This is a genomic window from Kitasatospora sp. NPDC002551 (genome assembly GCF_040296005.1).
Classification (GTDB): Bacteria; Actinomycetota; Actinomycetes; order Streptomycetales; family Streptomycetaceae; genus Kitasatospora.
On record NZ_JBEOWI010000041.1, the window covers coordinates 26,600 to 50,989 of the forward strand.

Below are 24,390 nucleotides of genomic sequence, written 5' to 3' on the forward strand. Positions count from 1 at the left end.
GTCGGACACGGACGCGGCCGGGCACTACCACTTCTCGGCCGTCCAGCGCTGGGCCGAGGCAGCCGAGGCCACGCTGCTGCGCCGTCTGGGCCTGGACGCGCTGTTCGGGCGGATCCCGCGGGTGCACTTCGAGGCGGACTACCGCGAGCGGCTCTGGTTCGGCGACGTGGTCCGCACCGAGCTGCGGGTGGAGCGGGTCGGCGAATCCTCGCTGCACTACGCCTTCGAGGTGCACGGGCCGAACGGCCTGGCCGCCAGCGGGCGGATGTCGGTGGTGCACGCCGCGCCGCACGCCAAGGGCGCCGAGCCGTGGCCCGCGCAGGTGCGCCACGCGCTCGCCGAGGCCGGGCGGCAGGAGCCGGAGGTGATCCGGTGACCGGCGCCGCCGGCCGGATCGCGGTGATCGGCGCCGGACCGGGCGGGCTCTACTTCGCCGCGCTGGCCCGGCAGTCGGCGCCCGGGCGGGAGATCACCGTCTTCGAACGGGACGGCCGGGACGACGAGTTCGGCTTCGGGGTGGTCTTCTCCGACGAGACGCTGGACGGCATCGCGCAGGCGGACCCGCGGGTCTACGCCGCGATGAGCGCGGAGTTCGCCCGCTGGAGCGACATCGACGTCCGCTACGCCGGCCGGGTGCGCACCTGCGGCGGGCACGGCTTCGCGGCGCTGGACCGCAACCGGCTGCGCGCGATCCTGCAGCGCCGCTGCGCGGAACTGGCGGTGGACGTGCGCTACCGCACGCCCGCCCCGCCGGCCGCCCGGCTCGCCGAGGAGTACGACCTGGTGGTCGCGGCGGACGGCATCAACTCGGCGACCAGGGCGGCGTTCCCGGACGCCTTCCGGCCGGAGCCGGACGAGCGGCACAGCCGCTACATGTGGCTCGCCACCGACAAGGTGTTCGACGCCTTCACCTTCGTCGTCGAGCGCTTCGGCTTCGGCGTGCTCCAGGTGCACGCCTACCCGTACAGCGCCGAGCGCTCCACGTTCATCGTGGAGCTGGCCGAGGAGCCCTGGCGGCGGGCGGGCTTCGAGGCCCTGGCCGCCCGGGAGTTCGCGCGCGGCGAGAGCGACACGGCGAGCGTGCGGCGCTGCGCGGAGCTGCTCGCCGGGCACCTGGACGGGCACCGGCTGATCCCCAACGCCTCCCGCTGGATCCGGTTCACCACGGTGCGCAACGCCTCCTGGCGGCACCGCAACGTGGTGCTGCTCGGCGACGCGGCGCACTCCGCCCACTTCTCGATCGGCTCGGGCACCAAGCTGGCCCTGGAGGACGCCCTGGCGCTCACCGCGAGCCTGAACGAACAGCCCACGCTGGACGGAGCGCTGGCGGCCTACGAGGCGGAGCGGCGGCCGGTGGTGGAGTCCACCCAGCGGGCCGCGCAGGCGAGCCTGGAGTGGTTCGAGACGATCGGCCGGCGCACCGGCCAGGGCCCGGACCAGTTCGCGTTCAACCTGCTCACCCGCAGCCGACGGGTCACCTACGGAAGTCTGCGCGAGCGCGATCCGGGGTTCGTCGCCGCGGTGGAGCAGGCGGTCGCGGGGACGCCGGACGCCCGCGGCACGCCGCCGATGTTCCGGCCGCTGAAGCTCGGCGCGCTGGAGCTGCGCAACCGGGTGGTGGTGCCGCCGCTGGCCACCTTCACGGCCGTCGACGCGCTGCCGAGCGCCTTCGACCGCGCCCAGCTGACCGCGCACGCCCTCGGCGGCGCCGGGCTGGTGATCGCCGGGATGACCGCCGTCACCCCGGAGGGCCGGGCCACCGACCGCTGCCCCGGCCTGTGGAACGACCACCAGGAGCAGGCCTGGCGCGAACTCCTCGACGCGGTACGGGCGGTGAGCGACACCCCGGTGGGCATCCAGCTGACCCACGCCGGGCGCCGGGCCGCCCGGGCGGTGCCCGGCCCGGACGGCTCCGGCCCCCCGCTCACCGAGGGCGGCTGGCCGGTGATCGCCGCCTCGCCGCTGCCGTGGGACGCCGGAGGTCCGCTTCCGCACGAGGCGAACGCCGTCCAGCTCGCCGCCGTCACCGCCGACTTCGCGGCCTCGGCGGAGCGCGCGGCACAGGCCGGGTTCGACGTGCTGGAGCTGCAGTTCGGCCACGGCCATCTGCTCTCCGGCTTCCTGTCACCGCTCACCAACCGCCGCACCGACCGCTACGGCGGCCCGCTCGCCCAGCGGCTGCGGCTGCCGCTGGAGGTGCTGGCGGCGGTCCGCGCCGTCTGGCCGGCCGGGCGGCCGCTGCTGGTGCGGATCTCGGCGAGCGACTGGGCGCCGGGCGGCACCGGGGAGGCGGAGGCCGTCGCGATCTGCCGCGCGCTGGCGGAGGGCGGCGCGGACGCGGTGGACGTCTCCACCGGCGAGGTGGTGGCGCACCAGCGGCCGCCGTACGGGCGCGGCTACCAGACGCCGTTCGCCGAACTGGTGCGCGCCGCCACCGGCCTGCCGACCGTCGCGGTGGGGGCGATCTCCCACCACGACGACGTCAACTCGGTGCTGCTGGCGGGCCGGGCGGACCTGGTGGCGGTCGGCCGGGCCCAGCTGTACGACCCGCTGTGGACCCTGCACGCCGCCGCCGAGCAGGGCTACGCGGGCCCCGGCGCGCGCTGGCCCGCGCCGTGGGCCGCGGGCAGCCGCCGGCCGCCCGGTCCCGGGTCCGACCGGGCGGCGCCGCGGCTGCGGCTGGTGCGCGAGCCGGCCGCACCGGTGCACCGCCGCTGGCGGCCCGCCCCCACCGAGCGCCCCGAGGAGGAACGATGACCGAGCCCGTGTCGGCCGCGCTGCGGCTGCCCCGCTTCACCGCCGCCGCCGTCCAGGCCGCGCCCGTCTACCTGGACGCCGCCGCCACCGTCGACAAGGCGGTCGCGCTGATCCACGAGGCGGCCGGGCACGGCGCCTCCCTCGTCGTCTTCCCCGAGGTGTTCGTCCCCGGCTACCCCTACTGGAACTGGACGATGAACCCGGTCCAGGGTTCGCCCTGGTACGAGCGCCTCTACCGCGCCTCGGTGGACGTCCCGGGACCGCACGTCGACACGCTGCGCGCCGCCGCCCGCCGGGCCGGGGTGGTGCTGGTGATCGGCGTCAACGAGCGCGGACCGCACAGCCTCGGCGTGCTGTACAACACCCTGCTGACCATCGACGCCGACGGCGAACTCACCGGCGTGCACCGCAAGCTGGTGCCGACCTGGGCTGAGAAGCTGACCTGGACGCCGGGCGACGGCAGCACCCTGCGGGTCCACCGCACGGCCGTCGGCCCGCTCGGCGCGCTCGCCTGCGGCGAGAACACCAACCCGCTCGCCCGGTTCACCCTGCTGGCGCAGGGCGAACTCGTGCACGCCGCCGCCTACATCGCCCTGCCGGTCGCCCCCGAGGACTACGACATGGCGGAGGCGATCGCGCTGCGCGCCGCCGCGCACTGCTTCGAGGGCAAGGTGTTCACGGTGGTCTCCTGCTCCACGATCTCTCCGGAGATCACCACCGCGATCGCCGGCGAGGACCACGAGCTGCGCAAGCAACTCGCCCGCCCGCGCAGCGCGCTGTCCGGGATCTTCGGCCCCGACGGGCGGGCGGTGACCGAGCCGCTGGTGGACGAGGAGGGCATCGTCTACGCCGGGATCGACCTCGGCCGCTGCGTGCAGCCCAAGCAGATGCACGACATCGTCGGCCACTACAACCGCTTCGACGTCTTCCGGCTGCACGTGGACGACCGTCCGCTGCGGCCGCTCACGCTCGCCCAGCAACCCCCGAAGGAGGAGGAATGACCGCCGGAAGCGACTACGACGACGACCGGATCGGCCGGGCACGGGTCGGTGACAACCCGGAACTGGCCGCCTATTACGAAGAGTTGGCCAAGGTCGACGCGGGCGCGCTGTGGACCGTGGCGAACGAGATCGAACCCTGGTACCCCCAGCCGAAGTCGGTGCCGGTGCTCTGGCGCTACGCGGACCTGCGCCCGCTGGTCCGCAAGGCCCTCCCGCTGGTCAGGGCCGACGACGCCGGACGCCGGGTGGTCATGCTGGTCAACCCCGGCCGCCGCGAACTCAGCGCCGCCGTCGGCCTGCTGTACACCGGCCTGCAGATCATGGGCCCCGGCGAGGCGATGACCGCGCACCGCCACCAGGCCTCCGCGCTGCGCTTCGTCCACGAGGGCACCGGCGCCTGGACGATCGTCGACGGCCAGAAGCTCAAGGTCGGCCCGCGCGACTTCGCCATCACGCCCAACAGCACCTGGCACGAGCACGGCAACGAGTCCGGCGACGGCCCGGTGATCTGGCAGGACGGCCTGGACATCCCGCTGGTCAACATGCTGGACGCGAACTTCTACGAGGTGCACCCGGAGCTGTACCAGCGGCCCGGCACGGTGGTCAACTCCTCGCTGCTGACGTACGGCGGCAACCTGCTGCCGTACGGCGTCGAGAAGTGGACCCGCCCCTACTCCCCGCTGCTCGGCTGGCCCTGGGAGCCCAGCTACCACGCGCTCACCCAACTCGCCCGCGCCACCGAGGGATCGCCCTACGACGGAGTGGTCATGGAGTACTCCAACCCGGTCACCGGCGGCCCGGTGATGCCCACCATGGGCGCCCACCTCCAGCTGCTGCGGCCCGGCCAGGCCACCCGCGCCCACCGGCACACCGGCTCGGTGGTCTACACGGCGGCCAAGGGGCGCGGCGTCTCGGTGATCGCCGGGCGGCGGTTCGCCTGGGAGCAGGGCGACATCTTCGTCGTGCCGTCCTGGGCCTGGCACGAGCACGCGAACCTCGACCCCGGCGAGGACGCCTGCCTGTTCTCCTTCAACGACTTCCCGGTGATGCACTCGCTCGGCCTGTACCGCGAGGAGGCCTACCCGGAGCACGACGGGCACCAGCCCACCACCACCCCGTGACCAGGAGCCCGCACCCATGAGGCTGTTGACCTACCGCGCCCCCCTCACCGACGCCCCGCGCCTCGGCGCCCTGCTCGACGGCGACCGCGTCGCCGACCTGACCGCGCTCGCCGCGGCCGCCGGCGCCGAGCTGCCCGGCGACCTGCTGGGACTGATCCGCGCCGGTGAACCCGCCCTGGCCACCGCCCGCGCCCTGGCCACCGACGCGGCGCGGAACCCGGCCGCGCTGCCCCGGCTCACCGACGTCGCCCTGGACGCGCCGCTGCGCCCCGGCAAGATCGTCGGGGTCGGCCTCAACTACGTCGAGCACGTCGCCGAGTCGCACCGCACCCTGGACACCGACCGCGAACTGCCCGACCGGCCCGTGCTGTTCAGCAAGCCCTCCACCGCCGTCACCGGCCCCGGCGGGGCGATCCGGCACAACGCCGACCTCACCAAGCAGCTCGACTGGGAGTGCGAACTCGCCGTGGTGATCGGCGCCCCCGCCGTCCGGGTGGCCGAGGCCGACGCCTGGCGGCACGTCTTCGGCTACAGCATCGTCAACGACATCAGCGCCCGCGACCAGCGCCGCTCCGGCCAGTGGTTCTTCTCCAAGGGCCAGGACAGCTTCGCGCCGTTCGGCCCGCTGGTGGTGACCGCCGACGAGATCCCCGACCCGCAGCGGCTCGACCTCTCGCTGCGCGTCAACGGCGAACTGCGGCAGAACTCCAACACCCGCCACATGCTGTTCGGCATCGCCCGGCTGATCGCCGACATCTCCTCCGGGGTCACCCTGGAGCCCGGGGACGTCATCGCCACCGGCTCGCCGTCCGGCGTCGGCGCCGGGATGGTGCCCCCGCAGTTCCTCCAGCCCGGCGACCTCGTCGAGGCGACCATCGAGCGCATCGGCACCCTCGCCAACCCGGTGGTCGACGCCCGCTGAGACGCCCGCCGAGGCGCCCGCCCAACGGCCGATGCCCGATGCCCGATGCCCGATGCCCGCTGACCCGACCACGGAAGGACCGTCCCCGCCATGGCCACCACCTACCGGATCGGCCAGATCGTCCCGAGCTCCAACGTCACCATGGAAACCGAGGTGCCGGCCCTGCTGCGGGCCCGCGAACGGGTCGCGCCCGAGCGGTTCACCTTCCACTCCAGCCGGATGCGGATGACCAGGGTCACCCCCGAGCAGCTGCGCCGCATGGACGCCGAATCCGACCGGTGCGCCGCCGAGCTCGCCGACGCCCGGGTCGACGTGCTCGGCTACGCCTGCCTGGTGGCCGTGATGAGCGCCGGCACCGGCTACCACCGGGAGGCCGAACAGCGGCTGCACCGGCGCACCGTGGAGGCCGGCGCGCCCGCGCCGGTCGTCACCAGCGCCGGCGCCCTGGTGGCCGGGCTGCACCTGCTCGGCGCGCGCCGGGTCGCCGTGGTCACCCCCTATCCGCGGCCGCTGGCCCGCACGGTGGTCGACTACCTGGGCCACGAGGGCATCGAGGTGGTCGACCACACGGCCCTGGAGATCGCCGACAACCTCGACGTCGCCGCCCACGACCCGGCGAAGCTCCCGGCGATCGCCGCCGGGCTCGCCCACCGGGAGGCCGACGCGGTGGTGCTGTCGGCGTGCGTCCAGCTGCCCTCGCTGTCGGCGATCGAGGAGGCCGAGCAGCGGCTCGGCAAGCCGGTCGTCTCCGCCGCCGTCTGCACCACCCACCAACTGCTGCGCGCCCTCGGCCTGCCGGCCCACGCCCCCGGCGCGGGGCACCTGCTCTCCGGCGCCTTCGCCGAGGCCTGACCCGACGGCGCGGACGCCGGGCGGCCCCGCCGCTATGATCACCAGCAGCTGCCGGGGAGGAGGCCCAGCATGACGGAGAGCACGCCCCGGCCCAGCTCACTGATCCACACCGTCTACGGCGAATTCGTCCGCCGCCTCGGCGGCTGGATATCGATCGCCGACCTGATCGCCCTGATGGCCGAGCTGGACGTCGACGCCCCCGCCGTCCGCTCGGCCATCTCGCGTCTCAAGAAGGCCGGCACCCTGCTCCAGGAGCGCCGCGAGGGCACCGGCTACCGGCTCTCCCCCGCGATGGAGCCGGTGTTCGAGGAGGGCGACCGCCGGATCTTCCACAGCCTGGAGCCCGCCGCGCTGGCCGACGGCTGGGTGGTGGCGGTCTTCTCGGTGCCCGAGTCCGAACGCGCCCACCGCCACACCCTGCGCTCCCGGCTCAGCTGGCTCGGCTTCGCCAACGCCGCCCCCGGCGTCTGGCTGGCCCCCGCCCGGCTGCTGCCGGACGCCCGGCGGCTGCTGGCCCGGCTCGGCCTGGACGCCTATGTGCACTTCTTCCTGTCCGCCGAGTACGCGGGCTTCACCGACCTGCGCACGGCCGTCGCCGGCTGGTGGGACTTCCCCGCCATCGAGGCCCAGTACGCGGCCTTCACCGACACCTGGCGGCCGGCCGCCACCGACCTGCGCGAGCGCCCCGCCGGGCCGGAGCCGGCCGAGGCGTTCCGCGCCTACGTCCCGATGCTCACCCAGTGGCGCCGCCTGCCCTACCTCGACCCGGGCCTGCCCGAGGAGTTGCTGCCCGCCGACTGGAACGCCGTCGCGGCGCGGGCCGTCTTCACCGAACTGCACGCCCGGCTCGCCGGGCCCAGCCTGGGACACGTCGAGAAGGTCACCGGCCGGCCGGCCGCCGCCCACCCCCGCCAGGAGCCGTGATGACGCCGACCCGCCCGCCCGCCGACCTCCTGGTGCGGGCCGCCGCCGTGCACACCCTCGTCCCCGGCGAGCCGCCGCGGCGGGCGCTCGCCGTCACCGGCAGCCGGATCACCGCCCTCTCCCCCGACCCGCACGGCCTGGACGCGCTCCTCGGTCCGGACACCGAGATCGTCGACGCACCGCACGCCACCGTGCTGCCGGCCTTCGACGACACCCACACCCATCTCGTCCTCGCCGGCCACAGCGTGCACGGCGTCCCCGTCCACCGGGCCGCCGACCTGTCCGGCTTCCTCGCCCTGATCCGCGAGCGCGCCGCCCGCACCCCCGCCGGCGCGTGGATCCGCACCACGGTCAACTGGCAGGAGATCAACCTGGCCGAGCAGCGGATGCCCACCACCGGGGAGCTGGACGGCGCCACCGCCGACCACCCGGTGCTGGTGCGCCGCGGCGCCTACAACATGGTGCTCAACTCGGCGGCGCTGCGGCTCGCCGGGATCACCGCCGCCACACCCGACCCGCCCGGCGGAGTGATCGAGCGCGACGCCGACGGCCGGCTCACCGGGCGGCTGATCAACAAGGCGACCGAACTCGTCGAACGCGTCCTGCCGCAACCCGGGCTCGCCGAGCGGATCGACGGCCTGCGCGCCGCCTCCGCCGACTACGCGGCCACCGGCATCGGCACCGTCCGCGACTGCCTGGTCCCGGTCGAGGACCTCGACGTGCTGCGCGCCGCCCGCGACCGGGGCGCGCTCGCCGTCCGGGTCCGGGCCCTGGTCTCCGGCTTCGCCGTGCGCACCCCGGAGGAGGTGGAGGCGCTGCTGGACCGCGTCGGCGCCTGGCGCGCGGCCGGCCACGAGGACGCCCGGCTGTCCGTCTGGGGCGTCAAGTTCGGCATCGACGGCGGCTTCGAGGCGGGCGCGCTGGAGGAGCCGTACCAGGGGCAGCCCTGCTACCACGGACGGCTGCTCTGGGAGCCGAAGGAGCTGGTCGAGGCCGTCGAGCGGGTGGTCGCCCACGGCCTGCGGGTCGGGGTGCACGCCTGGGGCGACCGCGGGCTGCGCACCCTGCTGGACGTCTACCAGGAGGTGCTCGCCCGCCGGCCCGGACTGCCCGCCGGCACGCTGGTGGTCGAGCACGGAGGCCTCGCCCGGCGCGAGCAGCGGGCCCGGGCCGTCGCCCTCGGCGTGCCGGTGACCGTCCAGCACCCGCTGCTGCACGACGGCGCGCTCACCCAGCAGCGGGCCTGGGGAGCGGAGCGCACCGGCGCGCTGTTCCCGCTGCGCGAATGGCTGGACGAGGGCGCGCTGCTCGCCGCCGGCTCGGACTTCCCGGTCGGCCCGTACGGCGCGATGCTCTCGGTGTGGGGCATGACCACCCGCTGGACGGTGGCCGGGGTGCTGGGCGCCGAGCACGCGATCGACCGGGCCGAGGCGATCGCCCTGCACACCGTGAACGCCGCCCGGCTGACGGACGAGAGCGCCGAGCGCGGCTCGCTGCGCCCGGGCGCGCTCGCCGATCTGACGCTGTGGCCCGCCGACCCGCTGGGCTGCCCGGTCGACGGGCTGCGCGACCTGCTGCCGGAGCGCACCGTCGTCGACGGGCGGACGGTGCACCTGCGCTAGTCCGCTTGGGCGGGGCGAACCTCCTGGAGCAGCCCCCAGGTGAAGTCCGCCGTGAGGGCGTGCGGGCGGCCCTCGGCGTCCGGGGCCGTGAAGTCCAGCCGGAACCTGGTCGGCGCGCTGCCCTCGCGCGGTACGGCGGGCGGGAAGGCGGCCCCGACGTCGGCCACCACGCAGCTCCACGGCGTCAGGTCGGCGAGCGTGCGCAGCACCGGCGGCGCGGTGTCCGCCGCCCGCACCAGCCACGCGTTCAGCTCCGCCCCGCCCGGGCCCGCCAGGACCTCGAAGCGCAGCCCGGGCCAGAGCGGCAGCGCCCACTGCCGCGCGGTGCAGGCGAGGTCGCCGATCCGCCGCGCCACCACCGCCTCCGGCGCGCCGAGCACGGCGGTGTACCGCCGTACGCCGGAGGGGAAGCCCGGCGCGCGCACCATCGCCTGCCAGCGCTTGTTGGCCTCCCGCAGCTCCGCCCGGCCGGCCCCCAGCCGGCGCACCGCGTCCTCGACCAGCTCCGGCCGGAAGTCCGCCATCCGGCGCAGCAGCACCAGCTGGAACTCCGTCACCCCGAATCCGTGGACCATCCGGGCAGGCTACCGGCCCGGGCCGCGCCGGGCGCCCGTTCCGCCTGACGGGCGCCGCCACCGGGCGGACACGGCGTCACGGCCGCGCCCGCCCGGTGGCTCCGCTGCCGGGCGTCAGCCGGCGAGTTCCTCCCGCAGGCGGCGGGCGGCGGTGACCAGGCTGTCCAGGGAGGCGCGGGTCTCGGTCCAGCCGCGGGTCTTCAGACCGCAGTCGGGGTTGACCCACAGGCGCCCGGCCGGGATGGCGGCGAGGCCGGCCCGCAGCAGGGCGAGCACCTCCTCGGTGCCGGGCACCCGCGGGGAGTGGATGTCCCAGACGCCGGGGCCGACCTCGCGCGGATAGCCGGCGGCGGCCAGTTCGCCGGCGACCTCCATGTGGGAGCGGGTGGCCTCCAGGGAGATGACGTCGGCGTCGAGTTCCTCGATCGCGCTCATGATCGCGCCGAACTCGGCGTAGCACATGTGGGTGTGGATCTGGGTGTCGGCGCGCACCCCGGAGGTGGCGAGGCGGAAGGCAGCGGTCGCCCAGTCCAGGTAGGCGGGGCGGTCGGCGGCGCGCAGCGGCAGGGTCTCGCGCAGGGCGGGTTCGTCGACCTGGACGACGGCGGCGCCGGCGGCCTCCAGGTCGGCGACCTCGTCGCGCAGGGCGAGGGCGACCTGGCGGGCGGTGTCGGCGAGCGGCTGGTCGTCGCGGACGAAGGACCAGGCGAGCATGGTGACCGGGCCGGTGAGCATGCCCTTGACCGGGCGGTCCGTCAGGCTCCGGGCGTAGCGGAACCAGTCGACGGTCATCGCCCGCGGGCGGGAGATGTCGCCGGCGAGGACCGGGGGCCGCACGTAGCGGGTGCCGTAGGACTGCACCCAGCCGTGCCGGGTGGCCAGGTAGCCGGTGAGCCGTTCGGCGAAGTACTGGACCATGTCGTTGCGTTCGGGCTCGCCGTGGACGAGCACGTCGAGTCCGGCCTTCTCCTGGTAGGCGATCACCTCGCGCACCTCGGCCTCGATGCGCTCGCGGTAGGCGGCGGCGTCGATCCGCCCGGCGCCGAGGTCGGCGCGGGCGAGGCGCAGCTCGGCGGTCTGCGGGAAGGAGCCGATCGTGGTGGTGGGCAGCAGCGGCAGGCCGAGGCGGGCGCGCTGGGCCTCGGCCCGCTCGGGGTAGGCCTGGGCGCGGCGGGTGTCCCCGGCGGTGACGGCGGCGGCGCGGGCGCGTACGGCGGGGTCGCGGGTGATCGGGGAGCGGGCGCGGGAGGCCAGGTCGGCGCGGTTGGCGGCGAGTTCGGCGGTGATCGCGCCGGTGCCCTCGCGCAGGCCGCGGGCGAGCAGGACGGTCTCCTCGGCCTTCTGCCGGGCGAAGGCGAGCCAGCGGGCGAGCTGCGGGTCGAGGTCGCGTTCGGCGGTGGCGTCGAGCGGGACGTGCAGCAGGGAGCAGGACGGTGCCACGTCCACGTGGCCGGCCAGGCCGAGCAGGGTGGCCAGGGTGGCCAGCGACTTCTCCAGGTCGTTGATCCAGACGTTGCGGCCGTCGACGACGCCGGCGACCAGGCGCTTGCCGGGCAGTCCGCCGGCGGCGGCGAGGTCGGCCAGGTTGGCGGCGGCCGGTCCGGTGACGTCCAGGGCCAGGCCCTCGACGGGGGCCTTGGCGAGGACGGGCAGGGCCTCGCCGAGGCGGTCGAAGTAGCTCGCCACCAGCAGCTTCGGCCGGTCGGTGAGGGCGCCGAGGTCGCGGTAGGCGCGGGCGGCGGCGTTCAGTTCGGCCGGGGTGCGGTCCTGGACGAGCGCGGGCTCGTCGAGCTGCACCCAGGCGGCCCCGGCGGCGCGCAGGTCGGCGAGGAGTTCGGCGTAGACCGGGAGCAGCCGGTCGAGCAGGGTGAGCGGGCGGAAGTCCTCGGCCACGCCGGGGGCGGGCTTGGCCAGCAGCAGGTAGGTGATCGGGCCGAGCAGCACCGGCCGGGCCCGGTGGCCGGCCGCGAGGGCCTCGGCCAGTTCGCCGACGGGCTTGGCGGAGTCGGCGGTGAAGGCGGTGCCGGGGCCGAGTTCGGGCACCAGGTAGTGGTAGTTGGTGTCGAACCACTTGGTCATCTCCAGGGGCGCGGCGTCCTGGGTTCCGCGCGCCATGGCGAAGTAGCCGTCGAGCGGGTCGGCCTCGACGGCGGCCCGGTGGCGGGCGGGGATCGCGCCGACGGCGACGGTGGTGTCGAGCACGTGGTCGTAGAGCGAGAAGTCGCCGGTGGGGACCTCGCCGATGCCGGCCCCGGTGAGCCGGCGCCAGGTCTCCCGGCGCAGTTCGGCGGCGGCGGTGTGGAGGGCGTCGGCGGTGACGGTGCCCTTCCAGTAGCCCTCGATCGCCTTCTTGAGTTCCCGGTTCCGGCCCTGGCGGGGGTAGCCGTGGACGGTGGCCAGGGTCGCCGCGGCTGCGGACGTCGCTGTCAAGGGACTCTCCTTCGCGAGTCTTGCTCCTCGGGTGCCCGGTGACGGGGAGGAGGGCGCGAAGGGGTGACGAACCGGGCGGACGCCGTCACGGCTCCGCCGGGTGTGCACGCCGACCCGCCCACGAGGTCACCGGAGAACCGCGCGCGATCGGTCGCGCGCGGGCAACGGGCAGGTCTTCGGACTCGCGGGCACGTCCGCCCGTGAAGGGCGGTCACCTACTGGCCGTCGCTTCCCAGACCCGGCCGGGCCCAGTGCGTATGACGGCGGTCGTTCCCGCTCACCGCTGCGGGGCAGTCCCGGACTGGCCTGTTCAAAGGCGTCACCGGGTTCCCTCTTGCGACGCGCCTGCCTGGCGGGCAGGGCGAACCAGCTGCACCGGCCAGCCTAGACCCACAACCGCTCCCCGTCACCATGGTTTCGCCGACGCCCCCTGTCCTACGACAAGGGTGTTGACGTAGCCTGCCCGGATGAGCGAACGCGTAGTGCCCGAGCCCCAGCGGCGGCGCCGGCGGCCCACCAAGCAGGGGGTCGTGCTCTCCCACGAGCTGATCGTCGACACGGCCCTGCGGCTGATCGGGCAGCACGGCGCGGAGGCCCTCACCGTCCGGAGGCTCGGCGCCGCGCTCGGCGCGGACCCCAGTGCCGTCTACCGCTACTTCCACAGCTCCGACGACCTGCTGCTCGCCATCGCCGACGAGCTGGTCGGCCGCGCCCAGCAGGGCTGGCGGGCCACCGGGGAATGGCGGGCCGACCTGCGGTCCATCGGCCTGCGCATCCACGCCAGCTACCAGGCCCATCCGCAGGCCGCGCTGCTCGCCGCCCACCGCACCACCGGGCGCACCCACGAGATCGCCGCCGTCGAGGCGATCCTCGGCGTGCTGCGCGGCGCGGGCTTCCCCGATCCCGAGGCGGTGCGGATCTACCACGCGTTCGTGGACCAGAGCCTCGGCTTCGCCGCGCTGGACGCCGCCGCGCTCGCCCTGCCCGCCTCCGCGCAGTCGGCGGACCTGCGGGTCTGGCACGCCTCGTACGCCCGGCTGGACGCCGCGACCAACCCGCACATCGCCGCCACCGCGCACCTGCTCACCGCCGACATGCGGCGCAGCGGCTACCCGTACGCGCTGGACCTGTTGCTGGACGCCGCCGAGGCCCGGCTGGCGAAGTCGCGCTGAGCACGGCGACCGCCGGGCGGAGGGTGATCCTGCGGCCCGGCGGCCACCGTGAGCGGCCACCGTGAGCGGGCGCGGTCAGCCGGCCTCGTGGACCAGCTCACCGCCCACGTACGTCCGCAGCACCCGGGCCTCGGCGATCTCCTCGGCCGGGCCGCTGAGGATGTCGCGGTCCAGGACGACCAGGTCGGCCCACCGGCCCGGGGCGAGCACGCCGGCGTCGTCGTGGCCGTTCACGTGCGCGGCGCCGGCCGTGTAGGCGGCGATCGCGGAGGCGAGGTCGAGCCGCTGCTCGGGCAGGAAGACCCGCTCGTCCTCGCTGTCCGGCTCCCTCCGGTTGACGGCCACGTGCAGGCCGGCCAGCGGGTCCGGGCTGCTCACCGGCCAGTCGCTGCCCGCCGCGAGGGTGGCGCCCGCCCGCTGGAGCGCGCCGAACGGGTACTGCCAGGCGGCGCGCTCCGGGCCGAGGAACGGGATGGTCAGCTCGTCCATCTGCGGTTCGTGGGCCGCCCACAGCGGCTGGATGTTGGCGACGGCGCCGAGCCGGGCGAAGCGCGGCAGGTCGTCCGGGTGGACCACCTGGAGGTGGGCGAGGTGGTGGCGGGTGTCGCGCCACCCGTTGGCGGCGCGGGCGGCCTCGACCGCGTCCAGGGCCTCGCGCACCGCCCGGTCGCCGAGCGCGTGGAAGTGCACCTGGAAGCCCAGCGCGTCGAGGTCGGTGACGTGCCCGCGCAGGGCGAGCGGATCGACGAAGCTGAGGCCGGAGTTGGCGGTGGCGCAGCCGCAGCCGTCCAGGTAGGGGCTGGTCATCGCGGCGGTGAAGTTCTCCGCGATGCCGTCCTGCATGATCTTCACCGAGCCGGCCCGGAACCGGCCGTGCGCCAGCGCGGCGCGCCGCTCGACGAGTTCGGGGATCTGCTCGGCGCCCCGGTCGCGCTCCCACCAGAGCGCGCCGGTCACCCGGGCGGTCAGCGCGCCGGAGCGCGCGGCGGCCAGGTAGGCGTCGGACGGGTCCGGCTGGCCGTTGAACTCGCCGAGCAGGGCGTCCTGCCAGCCGGTGATGCCGAGCGAGTGCAGCAGCCGCTGCGCGCGCAGCAGTCCGTCCAGCCGGTCGGCGGCGGTGGCCGGCGGCAGCAGCCGGGCGACCAGGGCGGTGGCGCCCTCCTGGAGCGTGCCGCCGGGGGTGCCGTCGGGCTCGCGCTCGATCCGCCCGTCGGCCGGGTCGGGGGTGTCGCGGTCGAGGCCGGCCAGCTCCAGGGCCCGGGTGTTGGCCCAGGCGCCGTGGTGGTCGCGGTTGGTGAGGTAGACCGGGCGGTCCGCGACGACCGAGTCGAGCAGCTGACGGGTCGGCAGGCCGCCGTCGAAGCTCTCCATCGACCAGCCGCTGCCGGTGATCCACTCCTGCTCGGGGTGGGCCTCGGCGTACGCGCGGATCCTCTCCAGGTAGTCGGCGACGCCGACCGTGCCGGTGAGGTCGCAGGCGGCCAGTTCGGTGCCGCCGTAGACCGCGTGGATGTGCGCGTCCTGGAAGCCCGGCAGCAGCAACTTGCCCGTGAGGTCGACGACTTCGGTGCCGGGACCGATCAGCTCGCGGACCTCGTCGTGGCCGACGGCGGTGATCCGCCCGCCGGTCACGGCCAGGCTGCTCGCCCGGGTGCGGGCGGCGTCGCCGGTGTGCACGGGGCCGCGGGTGAAGACCAGATCGGCCTTGGTCATGGGTGGTGCTCCGTTCTCGGGTCGTGCGGGGTGGTGCGGGTGGCCTTCGGGTGGGGTGCGGGTCAGCGGGCCTCACCGAGGAAGTAGGGCGAGCGCCGCCGCCACCGGGCCCAGGCCGCCGCGGGCAGTCCGGTGACGATCATCAGCACCACCACGGTGAGCTCGAACCAGCCGTTGTCGGCGGAGAGTTCGAAGTGGTCGGTGGAATCGTAGAAGGTCCAGGCCAGATAGCCGCCGACGAGCAGCAGTGTCGCCGCGCCGAGCAGCGGGCCGACCACCGCGCGCAGGCCCTCCAGCAGACTGGTGCGCAGCAGGTGGCGGAAGCGGACGGCGGCCGCGACGGCGGTCAGCGCGTAGTAGAGCGCGACGACGATGCCGATCGCGTTGACGGCGGCCGAGATCAGGTCGTTGACGGTCGGGACGACGACCGAGCAGAGCGCCAGCAGCACCGCGACCCCGGTGATCAGCAGGGTGCCGGCGGCGGGCGTCGAATGCCGGGGGTGCAGCCGGGTCCACACCGGGCCGAGCACGCCGTCGCGGCCCATCGCGTACAGGCCTCGGGCGGTGGGGATCACCGAGGACTGCAGGGAGGCGACCGCGGAGAGCATCAGCGCGATCAGCGGCAGCGCGGCCAGCGGCTGGTCGGCCAGCCGGGCGCCGAAGTAGGTCAGCCCGTGCGCGCCGTTGTCCGCCAACTCGTCGAGCGGGAGCACCCGTTGGAAGGCGGTGCCGGCGAGCAGGAACAGCAGCAGCATCACCACCAGGGCGAGCGTGCCGCCCCGGGAGGCGTCGCGCGGGTCGCGGACCTCCTCGCCGATGCTGAAGACCGACTCGAAGCCCCAGTAGCAGAACACCGCGAGCACCATGCCCTGGGCCAGCGCCTCGAAGGACGGGATCGCGAAGGGGTTGTACCACTGGAGCGAGAACGGCTGGTCGCCGGCGAACAGCCCGTAGCCGCAGAAGCCGAGCAGCACCGCGTACTCGAAGACCAGCAGTGCCTTCTGCAGCCGCGCGGCGAGGTCGAGCCCGCGCACCGCGACCAGCGCGGCACCGACCAGGACGACCAGGCCGATCAGGGTGCACTGCACGGTCGAGTCCGCGTCGAGCCGCAGGCCGGCGATGCTGCGCAGGTGGGCCTGGTCGAGCAGCTGGACGATCGACGAGCCGGTGACGGTGGTGGTGTAGGCCATGAACACCACGGTGCCGACGGTGTTCACCCAGCCGGTGAGGAAGCCGAGCCAGGGGTTGAGGGTGCGGCCCACCCAGCGGTAGCTGCTGCCGGCGTCCGGCTCGGCGGCGTTCAGCCGGCCGTAGCCGCCGGCGATGGCGATCACCGGGAGGAACGCCAGCAGCATGATCGCCGGCAGGTGCAGTCCGACCACGCCGGCCATCAGGCCGAGGCCGATGCCGATACTGCTGGTCGCGGCGGTACTGGAGGCGGCGATCGCCGCCCCGTCGAGCAGGCCGAGGGAGCGGCGCATGGAGACGTGGGAGCTGCCGGGGTCCGTTCGCGGACCGCTGCCCGTGGCCTTCGCCGTCGATGCCAAGGGATCACCGCCTAGAGGGTGTGGGGGTGGGGGGTGAGGGTGGGGGTGCGGAGAAGTGCGAGCCATGAAACCGGGGGTGCCGGGACACGTCAATGCTGTTGTCATAAGAAGTGCGGCCGCTCCGGGCGGGGCGCGCGCGAGGGGGCGCCGCCCCCCGGCGCGCGGCGCACCGGCGGACGCCCTTCCGCCACCGCCCGGCCGGCCGTACGGTCGCAACCGGCCGACCGTTTCCGACCGCCGCTCCCCCCTCCAGGAGGGCCCATGGAACCCCGCTGCCCCTTCACCCACGTCCTCGACACCCTCGGCACCGACCTGCACGCCGAGGCCGCCCATCTGCGCACCCACGGCCCGGCCGTCCGGGTCGAACTCCCCGGCCGCGTCCTGGCCTGGTCGGTGACCCGCGCCGACGTCGCCAAACAGCTGCTCACCGACCCCCGGCTGGCCAAGAACGCCCGCCACCACTGGCCCGACTGGATCGAGGGCCGGGTCGGGCCCGACTGGCCACTGGCCAGCTGGGTCGCGGTGGAGTCGATGTTCACCAGCGACGGCGCGGACCACCACCGCCTGCGCACCCTGACCGCGCCCTCGTTCGGCCCCCGCCGGGTGGAGGCGCTGCGGCCCCGGGTGCGGGCGATCACCGCCGCCCTGGTCGACGCGCTGCGCGCGGCCGCGCCCGGCGAGACCGTCGACCTGCACACCCGCCTGTCCTACCCGCTGCCCACCACGCTGATCTGCGACCTGTTCGGCGTCCCCGAGGAGCAGCGGCCGGAGGTGCGGCGGGTGGTGGACGGCGTCCTGGCGACCGACGCCACCCCCGAGCACGCCAAGGCGATGCTCGACGACCTGTTCGCCGCGATGGCCCGGCTGGCCGCCACCAAGCGGGCGGCGCCGGGCGACGACATGACCAGCGAGCTGATCGCCACCCGCGACGCCCAGGGCTCCCGGCTCGGCGAGCAGGAGCTGGTCTCCACCCTGATCCTGATGATCGGCGCCGGGTCGGAGACCGCCGTCAACCTCATCGACCACGCGGTGGCGCTGCTGCTGACCCACCCCGGGCAGCTGGCGCTGATCCGCTCCGGCGAGGCGACCTGGCGCGACGCCATCGAGGAGGCGCTGCGCCTGGAGGCACCGGTGATGCACCTGCCGATGTACTTCGCCGCCGAGGACATCGACCTCGGCGAGGGCGTGCTGATCCGGGCCGGCGAGCCGGTCCTCTTCGCCTTCGGCGCGGCCGGGCGCGACCCGGGGCTGCACCCCGACCGGCCGGAGGAGTTCGACCTCACCCGGCCCGACAAGTCCCACCTGGCCTTCGGGCACGGGCGCCACTACTGCCTGGGCGCGGTGCTCGGCACGATGGAGGCCGAGGAGGCGCTGACCGCCCTGTTCGACGCCTTCCCGGACGTCGAACTCGCCGTGGCGCCGGAGGAGTTGCTCCCCCAGGAGTCGTTCATCGTGAACGCCCTGCGGTCCCTGCCGGTCCGGCTCGCCCCGGCCGGCGGACAGCCCTGATGTCGGTGGCACCGGCTACGGTGCGCCCATGGACGACCGCACCCCCGCCGTACGCCTGGAGCCCTGGTCCGAGCGGGACGCCGCGCTGCTGCGCGCCCTCAACGCGCCGGAGCTGATGGAGCACCTCGGCGGCCCGGAGACCGAGGAGCAGCTGGTCCGCCGCCACCGCCGCTACGTCGAGCTCAGCGCCCGGCCGGTGTCCGCGGGGCGGATGTACCGGATCGTGCTGCTGCCGGAGGGCGTGGCGGCGGGCAGCACCGGCTTCTGGGAGCGCGACCGGGAGAGCGAGGGCGAGGCCGTGTACGAGACGGGCTGGACGGTGCTGCCGGCCTTCCAGGGCCGGGGGGTGGCGACGGCCGCCACCCTCGCGGTGCTGGCCGAGGCCCGGGCCGCCGGGCTCCACCGCCACCTGCACGCCTTCCCCTCGGTGGACAACGCCGCGTCCAACGCGGTGTGCCGCCGTGCCGGCTTCGAGCTGCTGGGCGCCAGGGACTTCGAGTACCCGCCGGGCCGTGCGATGCGCTGCAACGACTGGCGGTTCGACCTCCGGCGGCCCTGACGCCGGACAGCCCGGGGCGCCCCGGGCCCGTGGGGTGGGCCCGGGGCGCGCCGGGTGGGGCGGGCGGGGCGGGGATCAGACGGTGCTGTTGCGGCGGCGCAGCAGGAAGACCCCGGCGGCGGTGGCCAGGGCCGCGGCTCCGCCGACGGCGGCGATCTGCGGGTCGATCATCGGAACGGCCTCGGCGGGCGCGGCGCCGCCGCACTCGGCGTGGCCGATGACCAGGTCCGCGGCGTTGAGGATCGGCAGCAGGCTGATCCGGACGGCGTTGACGCTGAGTATGCCGTTGGCGTCGGTGGTCTGCTCGTTGAGCAGGACGGTGCCGACACCGGGGATGTCGATCCCGGTGTTCGGCCCGGCTCCGGCCTGCAGGTTGATCGCGGGCAGGAGCGGGAGCTTGACGCTGCCCCCCGCGATGACGCCGGAGCCGGTGGCGCCGGTCGGGGTGGCGGTGCAGGTCGAGTTGACGCCGGTGAGCGAGACGGTGGCGACGCCCAGGTCGACGCCGAGCGAGTCGATCGTGGCGGAGGCGCCCGAGGTGCCGGCCTGCGGGTCGCCCGAGGTGGTGGCGGTGAGCAGCGCGTTGCTGGCGAAGGGCCCGACGGTGATGCCGGCCAGGGTGCTGGTGCCGCCCGAGGGGTAGGCGGAGGCGGGCGTCGGGGCGACGGCCACCATGCCGGCGACGGCGTCGGCGGAGACGACGTAGGCCTTGGCCTCGGGTGCGGCGAGGGCGGCCCAGGCCGGGCTCGCGGTGCCGACCAGCGCGGCGGTGACGGCGGTGACGGCGGCGCCGGCGAGGAGGCGGGTCCGGTTGCGACGAGAGGTCATGGTGGTGGTGCCTTTCGTGGGACGGGCAGGGTGGTGAGGGTGGGGACGGGGGAACTCGCGGGCCCGGCGGGCCCCGGACCGCCGGACGGGCGCTCATCCGGCCGGCTCGCCGACGACGGCGGCAGCGGGCGCGACCGGGGCGGGGGCGGGGGCGGGGACGACGGCCACCCGGGCGGTCTTGTGCCAGGAGTTGCGCCGGCACAGCAGCCGCCAGGCAGCCCGGACGGCGACCAGGTAGGTCGTGGCCGCGTACAGGGCGAGCGCGAGCCCGTACCCGAGCGCGGCGCGCCGCCCGACGCCCGGCTCGCAGCGCCGCCGGTACAGCGGCCCCCAGACGGCGAACTCGCCGACGCCCAGCAGCAGGTAGAGCAGCAGGAGCAGCGCGCCGCCCTGCCGCAGGAAGGCGAGCACGAACTCCGGGTAGAGCACCAGGTTGTAGCCGAAGGCCGCGATCGGCACGGTGTACACCACCAGGCCGACGAGCTGCAGCCACGGCTGGCTCATGAAGTACAGCACCTCCAGGAAGCCGGCCGTGCCGAACGCCCGCGAGCCCCAGATCTCCCGCAGGTAGCGGGTGCACTGCATCGAGCCCTGCGCCCAGCGCACCCGCTGGGTGATCAGCTGGCGCATGCTCCACAGCGCCTCCTGGTCGACCCAGGCGTCGGTGGTGTAGCCGTTGCGCCAGCCGGCCAGCATCAGGCGCAGGCCCAGCTCGTAGTCCTCCAGCAGCGCCTTGCCCCACGGCTGTCCGTCCCCGCGGTCCACCGCGCGCAGCGCGGAGAGCCGGGTGAACTGGCCGTTGCCGCCGACGTTGACGGTGCCGGTGCGGCGCCGGGTGATCTGCATGGCGGAGATCGGCCCGCGGAACTCGATGTCCTGGAGGCGGGCGAGCAGCCGGGCCCGCCGGTTGGCGAACGCGCCGCGTCCGGGCAGCGGGCGGGGCACGTCGCGGTTGGACATCCGCACCTCGACCTGGACGGCCCCGATCACCGGGTCCCCGAAGAGCGCCGGTCCGGCGCAGACGGCGAGCGCGCCGGGCGAGGGGCGGCCGTCGGCGTCGAGCACGCAGACCACCACCCGCTGCGGGTCGGTGCCGGCGGGCAGCGCGGCCTCCAGCGCCTGGTAGCCGGCGTTCAGCGCGTCGCCCTTGCCGGTCCGCGCCTCGGGCAGCCGCCGGGGCACCAGGTGGACGGTGAGGCGGTCGCTGGTGGCGGGCCAGGTGCGGACGAGTTCGGCCGTGCGGTCCGCGGAGGCGTCGTCGACGACCCAGACGGTGGCGCCGGCGAAGTGCTCGGCGAGGTAGTCCAGGGTGGTGGCGATCACGGCCTCCTCGTCCCGGCAGGGGATCAGGAAGTGCCAGCCGAAGCCGTCCGGATCGCCGGGCGGCGCGGGCCGCTCCCGCAGGTAGCCGCGGACGATGACCACGACGTAGGCGAGGAAGCCGACGCCGAGGACGAAGGAGAGCGAGACGGAGGTGTCCAGCAGGGTCACGGGCGTTCCTCCCCGCCCGGGCGGCCGGGCCCGGCCGTGACGGTCGCGGCGGTTCCGGTGGTGCCGGTGGTGCCGCCGCGGGGCAGCAGCCAGAGGTAGAGCAGGGCGGCGAGGAGCGCCGCGGCCATCATCAGCACCGAGCCGAACAGGACGTGCGTCCAGCCGAATCCCTCCGCCCCGTACCGGTGCTGCATCACCAGGACGAGGGTGAGCCGGGCGAGGTTGGTGGCCAGCACCAGCCCGGCGGCGACCGCGAAGGCCAGCAGCACCCGGCCGGGCCTGCGGTTGCCGAAGAGCAGCAGCAGGGCGGTCACCAGGGCGAGCGGGGCGATCAGCAGCGCGCTGCTGCAGCCCGTGCTCAGCGCGACACCCCGGTCCAGGCCGGTGTGGTCACCCGCGTACAGGACGGGGGCGCTCGGCCCTTCGAGCAGCAGGGTGCGCATCCCCAGGAGGTGTTCGACGAGCCACGCCGTGCCGCGGCTCTCCAGGGTGCGGTAGGCGCGTTCGCCGGCCACCAGCGAGCCGCACACCCCGAGCAGCACGGCGCCGCACAGCATCCCGACCGGGGAGCGCCCGGCCCGGGCCGCGGCGCGCGGGCGGGGCGCGAGCGGGTGCGACAGGGATTCCGTCATGGCGCGACTCAGTCCTCGTTCCGGCGCAGCCTGCTGCGGCGGAGCAGGCCGAGGCCCAGCAGCACGAGGGCCACCGCGGCCGTCGCCGTGACGCCTATGCCCACCGATCCGGTCGCGGCCAGGGCGCCGCCACCGGCTGCCGGCGGCAGTCCGCCGGCCACAGGTCCGTACATGGGGGAATTCCTCTCGTCGGAGAACGGGGGTTTCGAGGGGTCTCGGTACAAGGGGGGGTTGCCGCGCAGCGCGAAGGAATGGGCGGCTTCGGCACGACCCGGGAAAAGGGGGGGCAGCGCCGGGCACATCGGAACTGCCCGGGCGGGGACGAACGTTACGCGACTCCGCCACGGATCGAACTCCCGTGCTGCTGGCACATCATGGACTGAAAATCGGATCTTTGATGGTCCGTATCCACACGATGCCATTCCCGCTTGACCTGATCGGCGTGGCGTCGGCGTGGCGGTGGCGCGGCCCGCCGGCCATCCGTACCGCCATTCGGGGGACATTGATCACCACCGGTTGCCGCGGCTCACCGCCGACGGCCATGTTGTGACGCGTAGTTCGAACACTCCGACCGTTTCGATCGGACGCACCGTCAAGGGAGCCCGAATGCCCTCAGCCGACATAGCCGTGGTCCTCGGCACCCGACCGGAAATCGTCAAACTCGCCGGTGTGGTAAGGCTCCTGGAGGACGCCGCGCGCATCGTGTGGACCGGTCAGCACTGGGATCCCGGCCTCACCACCGCCTTCTTCCGCCAGTACGCGCTCCCCCGCCCGCACACCACCCTCAGCGGGGTGGCCGGCGAGGCCAGGGGCCGGCAGATCGGCCGCATGGTCAGCGCGCTCAGCGACCACTTCGCCGAGCACCCGCCCGCCGCCGTCGTCGTCCAGGGCGACACCAACTCCGCCGCCGCCGGAGCGCTCGCCGCCCACTGCGCGGGCGCGCCCGTCGTCCACGTCGAGGCCGGACTGCGCTCCTTCGACCCGGACATGCCCGAGGAGGCCAACCGCCGCCTCATCGCCCCGCTCGCCGACCTGCACTGCGCCCCGACCGCCACCGCCGCCGCCCACCTGCTGCGCGAGGGCATCGCGGCGGACCAGGTGGTGGTCACCGGTAACACCGTCGTCGAGGCGACCCTGGAGTCGCTGCCCGGACCGGCCGAGGCCCGCGCCGTGCTGGACGCGTACGGGCTGCGCCCCGACCGCTACCTGCTGGCCACCCTGCACCGGCCCGAGAACACCGACGACCCCGTCCGGCTCGGCCGGATCCTCGGCCAACTCGCCGCCCTGGACCTGCCGGTGGTGCTTCCGCTGCACCCGCGCACCCGGGCCGCGATCGAGCGGTTCGGGCTCTCCGGAGCGCTCGCCGGGCTGCGGCCGATACCCCCGGTCGACCACCGCACCTTCCTCGCCCTGGCCGCCGACTGCCGGCTGCTGGTCTCGGACTCCGGCGGGGTCCAGGAGGAGTGCACGGTGCTCAAGCGGCCGCTGATCGTGGTCCGCAACTCCACCGAACGGCCCGAGGCGGTCCGGGCCGGCTTCGCCCGGGTGGTCCGGCCCGGCGCCGAACTCGATATCGCGCTGCGGGAGTTGCTCGCCGACCCGGATGCCGTCCGGACGCTCGCCGGGCGCCCCTCGCCGTACGGCGACGGCACCGCGAGCGCCGAGATCGTGGCCGCCCTGCGCTCCCGCTACCTCGCCGAGGACCGGGCACGCCTGCTCTGCGCCGGCTGAGCCGGCCGGACCGGCGAGCGCACCGCCGGTCCGGCCGCCGGGGCGCGGGCGCACGGCGCCGCGGTCGGCCCTCCGCCGACGCGACCCCCGCCGAAGCGCGTCGGCGGCGGTCGCGTCGTGCCGCGGTCCGGGGGCGTCGGAGAACGGGGCATCGACGACCGGTCGGCGGCTCCGGCCGCTCCGGCGGCTCCGGCCACTCCGCCGCCGAGCAACTCGATCACGGCCCGCTCGACTTCCTCGCCCGTCCCCGGCAGGCCCTGTCCCTCCCCCGGCACGCGCCCGCACAGCGCGGCGGCGATCGTGACGCCCCGGTCGCAGAGCTGGAACAGCCGGGGTCCAGGTACGAGGCCCGGCGCACGGCGGGCGTGTCCCCGAACTGGTCGGCCCCCTCGCGCACGCCACGGGCCGCCACGCGCCGCCGGGCCGACGGCGGTCGGCACGGTGGCGCGCCAGGTCGCCGTGCACCGTCACCGGCCCGTGCAGCAGCGTGGTGAGCCCGCACGAGCCGTTGGCCCGCTCGTAGGCGGGCGCCGATCCGGCGGAAGCCGAGGCCGGCAGACGCACCGCGCCGCGCGAGGTCCTCCTCGACCCGGCGCCGCGGCCCGGGCGGCGCGGGGGCGACGACGAGGACGTGATCGTGCTCGGCCCCGTCCTGTCGGGCGCGGAACTCCGGGTGGAAGAAGTCCTGTACGACGGCCGGCGGCGTCCGTGCCCATGGCCTGGAGGTGGCTGCGCGGGCGGGGACAGATCCCCACGCCGGTCCGGGCCGGCGGGACGGCCAGGGCAATCACCCGGGCGAGGCCCCGGCGTCACGCAGGGGCGAGCCGTCGACCTCCCCGCGGCCGGAGCCCCGGCCGCGGGGCACCCGGCGCACCCGGCGCACCCGGCGCAGGCCGCGGGCATGCGGATCACTGGTGATCATCGAGGTCACGCCGGGGCTGGTTCCCGTGCACCGCTCCGTCACACCACCCGGTCGCCCGCCGGCCCGGCGCCGGCGGGTTTGG

Annotated in this window: 20 protein-coding genes, 1 pseudogene and 1 riboswitch; of the genes and pseudogenes, 12 read left to right on the top strand and 9 right to left on the bottom strand. The window is 75.3% G+C overall.

Annotated elements, in window-relative coordinates; genetic code table 11:
- Nucleotides 1–52: 52 nt before the first annotated feature.
- The 8 genes and pseudogenes from ABT093_RS28685 to ABT093_RS28720 form a co-directional block, all read left to right on the top strand.
- Nucleotides 53–376: pseudogene (locus ABT093_RS28685) on the top strand (acyl-CoA thioesterase); the annotation flags it as partial.
- Entirely contained in the window at nucleotides 373–2,757 is a 2,385-nt protein-coding gene (locus ABT093_RS28690; protein WP_350569375.1) for an oxidoreductase, read from the top strand. The pseudogene ABT093_RS28685 and the gene ABT093_RS28690, both read left to right, overlap by 4 nt.
- Nucleotides 2,754–3,758 (top strand): carbon-nitrogen hydrolase family protein, encoded by a 1,005-nt coding sequence (locus ABT093_RS28695; RefSeq protein WP_350569377.1) that lies wholly within the window; start codon nucleotides 2,754–2,756, stop codon nucleotides 3,756–3,758. The genes ABT093_RS28690 and ABT093_RS28695 overlap by 4 nt, the downstream gene beginning before the upstream one ends.
- Nucleotides 3,755–4,879, top strand: a complete 1,125-nt coding sequence (locus ABT093_RS28700) for a cupin domain-containing protein (protein ID WP_350569378.1) — start codon at nucleotides 3,755–3,757, stop codon at nucleotides 4,877–4,879. The genes ABT093_RS28695 and ABT093_RS28700 overlap by 4 nt, the downstream gene beginning before the upstream one ends.
- Before the next feature lie 16 nt (nucleotides 4,880–4,895).
- Nucleotides 4,896–5,801, top strand: a complete 906-nt coding sequence (locus tag ABT093_RS28705; RefSeq protein ID WP_350569380.1) for a fumarylacetoacetate hydrolase family protein — start codon at nucleotides 4,896–4,898, stop codon at nucleotides 5,799–5,801.
- A gap of 90 nt (nucleotides 5,802–5,891) precedes the next feature.
- Complete coding sequence (locus tag ABT093_RS28710; RefSeq protein WP_350569381.1) at nucleotides 5,892–6,653, top strand: maleate cis-trans isomerase family protein; 762 nt, start codon at nucleotides 5,892–5,894, stop codon at nucleotides 6,651–6,653.
- A gap of 69 nt (nucleotides 6,654–6,722) precedes the next feature.
- A complete protein-coding gene (locus ABT093_RS28715; RefSeq protein ID WP_350569383.1) occupies nucleotides 6,723–7,577 on the top strand; it encodes a PaaX family transcriptional regulator in 855 nt (284 codons plus the stop codon).
- The gene (locus tag ABT093_RS28720; RefSeq protein ID WP_350569385.1) at nucleotides 7,577–9,199 is read left to right on the top strand and encodes an amidohydrolase; all 1,623 of its coding nucleotides are present in this window, start codon (nucleotides 7,577–7,579) and stop codon (nucleotides 9,197–9,199) included. Before ABT093_RS28715 ends, ABT093_RS28720 begins: the two co-directional genes overlap by 1 nt.
- Here ABT093_RS28720 and ABT093_RS28725 read toward each other — a convergent pair.
- Together ABT093_RS28725 and metE are read right to left on the bottom strand one after the other, a co-directional pair.
- On the bottom strand, nucleotides 9,196–9,774 hold the full coding sequence (locus ABT093_RS28725; RefSeq protein ID WP_350569387.1) for a hypothetical protein: 579 nt from the start codon (nucleotides 9,772–9,774) through the stop codon (nucleotides 9,196–9,198). The two genes, ABT093_RS28720 and ABT093_RS28725, sit on opposite strands and share 4 nt — an antisense overlap.
- 114 nt (nucleotides 9,775–9,888) lie before the next feature.
- A complete protein-coding gene (gene metE, locus ABT093_RS28730; protein WP_350569388.1) occupies nucleotides 9,889–12,204 on the bottom strand; it encodes a 5-methyltetrahydropteroyltriglutamate--homocysteine S-methyltransferase in 2,316 nt (771 codons plus the stop codon).
- Between the two features lie 162 nt (nucleotides 12,205–12,366).
- Nucleotides 12,367–12,577, bottom strand: a riboswitch (cobalamin riboswitch).
- A gap of 94 nt (nucleotides 12,578–12,671) precedes the next feature.
- On the opposite strand from metE, the gene ABT093_RS28735 reads away from it, so the two are divergent.
- Nucleotides 12,672–13,376 (top strand): TetR/AcrR family transcriptional regulator, encoded by a 705-nt coding sequence (locus tag ABT093_RS28735; protein ID WP_350569389.1) that lies wholly within the window; start codon nucleotides 12,672–12,674, stop codon nucleotides 13,374–13,376.
- Nucleotides 13,377–13,451: 75 nt separating this feature from the next.
- On the opposite strand, the gene ABT093_RS28740 is transcribed toward ABT093_RS28735, so the two are convergent.
- Both ABT093_RS28740 and ABT093_RS28745 read right to left on the bottom strand, forming a co-directional pair.
- Nucleotides 13,452–15,089: an amidohydrolase gene (locus ABT093_RS28740; protein ID WP_350569390.1), complete on the bottom strand. Its 1,638-nt coding sequence runs from the start codon at nucleotides 15,087–15,089 to the stop codon at nucleotides 13,452–13,454.
- Nucleotides 15,090–15,151: 62 nt separating this feature from the next.
- A complete protein-coding gene (locus tag ABT093_RS28745) occupies nucleotides 15,152–16,570 on the bottom strand; it encodes an APC family permease (protein WP_350569391.1) in 1,419 nt (472 codons plus the stop codon).
- Nucleotides 16,571–16,897: 327 nt separating this feature from the next.
- Between ABT093_RS28745 and ABT093_RS28750 the strand changes: the two genes are divergently transcribed.
- Nucleotides 16,898–18,145 (top strand): cytochrome P450 family protein, encoded by a 1,248-nt coding sequence (locus ABT093_RS28750; RefSeq protein WP_350569392.1) that lies wholly within the window; start codon nucleotides 16,898–16,900, stop codon nucleotides 18,143–18,145.
- Between the two features lie 28 nt (nucleotides 18,146–18,173).
- Complete coding sequence (locus tag ABT093_RS28755) at nucleotides 18,174–18,704, top strand: GNAT family N-acetyltransferase (RefSeq protein ID WP_350569393.1); 531 nt, start codon at nucleotides 18,174–18,176, stop codon at nucleotides 18,702–18,704.
- 75 nt (nucleotides 18,705–18,779) lie between these two features.
- Here the strand turns inward: ABT093_RS28755 and ABT093_RS28760 are convergent, their stop codons facing one another.
- From ABT093_RS28760 to ABT093_RS28775, 4 genes are all read right to left on the bottom strand, one after another.
- Nucleotides 18,780–19,532, bottom strand: a complete 753-nt coding sequence (locus ABT093_RS28760) for a choice-of-anchor P family protein (protein WP_350569395.1) — start codon at nucleotides 19,530–19,532, stop codon at nucleotides 18,780–18,782.
- 93 nt (nucleotides 19,533–19,625) lie between these two features.
- Entirely contained in the window at nucleotides 19,626–21,023 is a 1,398-nt protein-coding gene (locus tag ABT093_RS28765; RefSeq protein WP_350569396.1) for an XrtP-associated glycosyltransferase, read from the bottom strand.
- Entirely contained in the window at nucleotides 21,020–21,655 is a 636-nt protein-coding gene (locus tag ABT093_RS28770; protein ID WP_350569398.1) for an archaeosortase/exosortase family protein, read from the bottom strand. The genes ABT093_RS28765 and ABT093_RS28770 overlap by 4 nt, the downstream gene beginning before the upstream one ends.
- An 8-nt stretch (nucleotides 21,656–21,663) precedes the next feature.
- Nucleotides 21,664–21,828: a hypothetical protein gene (locus tag ABT093_RS28775; RefSeq protein ID WP_350569400.1), complete on the bottom strand. Its 165-nt coding sequence runs from the start codon at nucleotides 21,826–21,828 to the stop codon at nucleotides 21,664–21,666.
- 433 nt (nucleotides 21,829–22,261) lie between these two features.
- Between ABT093_RS28775 and wecB the strand changes: the two genes are divergently transcribed.
- A complete protein-coding gene (wecB, locus tag ABT093_RS28780; protein WP_350569401.1) occupies nucleotides 22,262–23,386 on the top strand; it encodes a non-hydrolyzing UDP-N-acetylglucosamine 2-epimerase in 1,125 nt (374 codons plus the stop codon).
- Nucleotides 23,387–23,853: 467 nt separating this feature from the next.
- Here wecB and ABT093_RS28785 read toward each other — a convergent pair whose 3' ends face one another.
- A complete protein-coding gene (locus tag ABT093_RS28785) occupies nucleotides 23,854–24,177 on the bottom strand; it encodes a DNA topoisomerase IB-related protein (RefSeq protein WP_350569402.1) in 324 nt (107 codons plus the stop codon).
- Between the last annotated feature and the right edge of the window lie 213 nt (nucleotides 24,178–24,390).

Excerpts from the sequence above, each read along its gene's own strand:
- ABT093_RS28695 (WP_350569377.1), top strand. The coding sequence starts at position 2,754 with ATGACCGAGCCCGTGTCGGCCGCGCTGCGGCTGCCCCGCTTCACCGCC.
- ABT093_RS28700 (WP_350569378.1), top strand. The coding sequence starts at position 3,755 with ATGACCGCCGGAAGCGACTACGACGACGACCGGATCGGCCGGGCACGG.
- ABT093_RS28705 (WP_350569380.1), top strand. The coding sequence starts at position 4,896 with ATGAGGCTGTTGACCTACCGCGCCCCCCTCACCGACGCCCCGCGCCTC.
- ABT093_RS28710 (WP_350569381.1), top strand. The coding sequence starts at position 5,892 with ATGGCCACCACCTACCGGATCGGCCAGATCGTCCCGAGCTCCAACGTC.
- ABT093_RS28715 (WP_350569383.1), top strand. The coding sequence starts at position 6,723 with ATGACGGAGAGCACGCCCCGGCCCAGCTCACTGATCCACACCGTCTAC.
- ABT093_RS28720 (WP_350569385.1), top strand. The coding sequence starts at position 7,577 with ATGACGCCGACCCGCCCGCCCGCCGACCTCCTGGTGCGGGCCGCCGCC.
- ABT093_RS28725 (WP_350569387.1), bottom strand. The coding sequence starts at position 9,774 with ATGGTCCACGGATTCGGGGTGACGGAGTTCCAGCTGGTGCTGCTGCGC.
- ABT093_RS28735 (WP_350569389.1), top strand. The coding sequence starts at position 12,672 with ATGAGCGAACGCGTAGTGCCCGAGCCCCAGCGGCGGCGCCGGCGGCCC.
- ABT093_RS28740 (WP_350569390.1), bottom strand. The coding sequence starts at position 15,089 with ATGACCAAGGCCGATCTGGTCTTCACCCGCGGCCCCGTGCACACCGGC.
- ABT093_RS28745 (WP_350569391.1), bottom strand. The coding sequence starts at position 16,570 with ATGCGCCGCTCCCTCGGCCTGCTCGACGGGGCGGCGATCGCCGCCTCC.
- ABT093_RS28750 (WP_350569392.1), top strand. The coding sequence starts at position 16,898 with ATGGAACCCCGCTGCCCCTTCACCCACGTCCTCGACACCCTCGGCACC.
- ABT093_RS28755 (WP_350569393.1), top strand. The coding sequence starts at position 18,174 with ATGGACGACCGCACCCCCGCCGTACGCCTGGAGCCCTGGTCCGAGCGG.
- ABT093_RS28760 (WP_350569395.1), bottom strand. The coding sequence starts at position 19,532 with ATGACCTCTCGTCGCAACCGGACCCGCCTCCTCGCCGGCGCCGCCGTC.
- ABT093_RS28770 (WP_350569398.1), bottom strand. The coding sequence starts at position 21,655 with ATGACGGAATCCCTGTCGCACCCGCTCGCGCCCCGCCCGCGCGCCGCG.
- ABT093_RS28775 (WP_350569400.1), bottom strand. The coding sequence starts at position 21,828 with ATGTACGGACCTGTGGCCGGCGGACTGCCGCCGGCAGCCGGTGGCGGC.
- wecB (WP_350569401.1), top strand. The coding sequence starts at position 22,262 with ATGCCCTCAGCCGACATAGCCGTGGTCCTCGGCACCCGACCGGAAATC.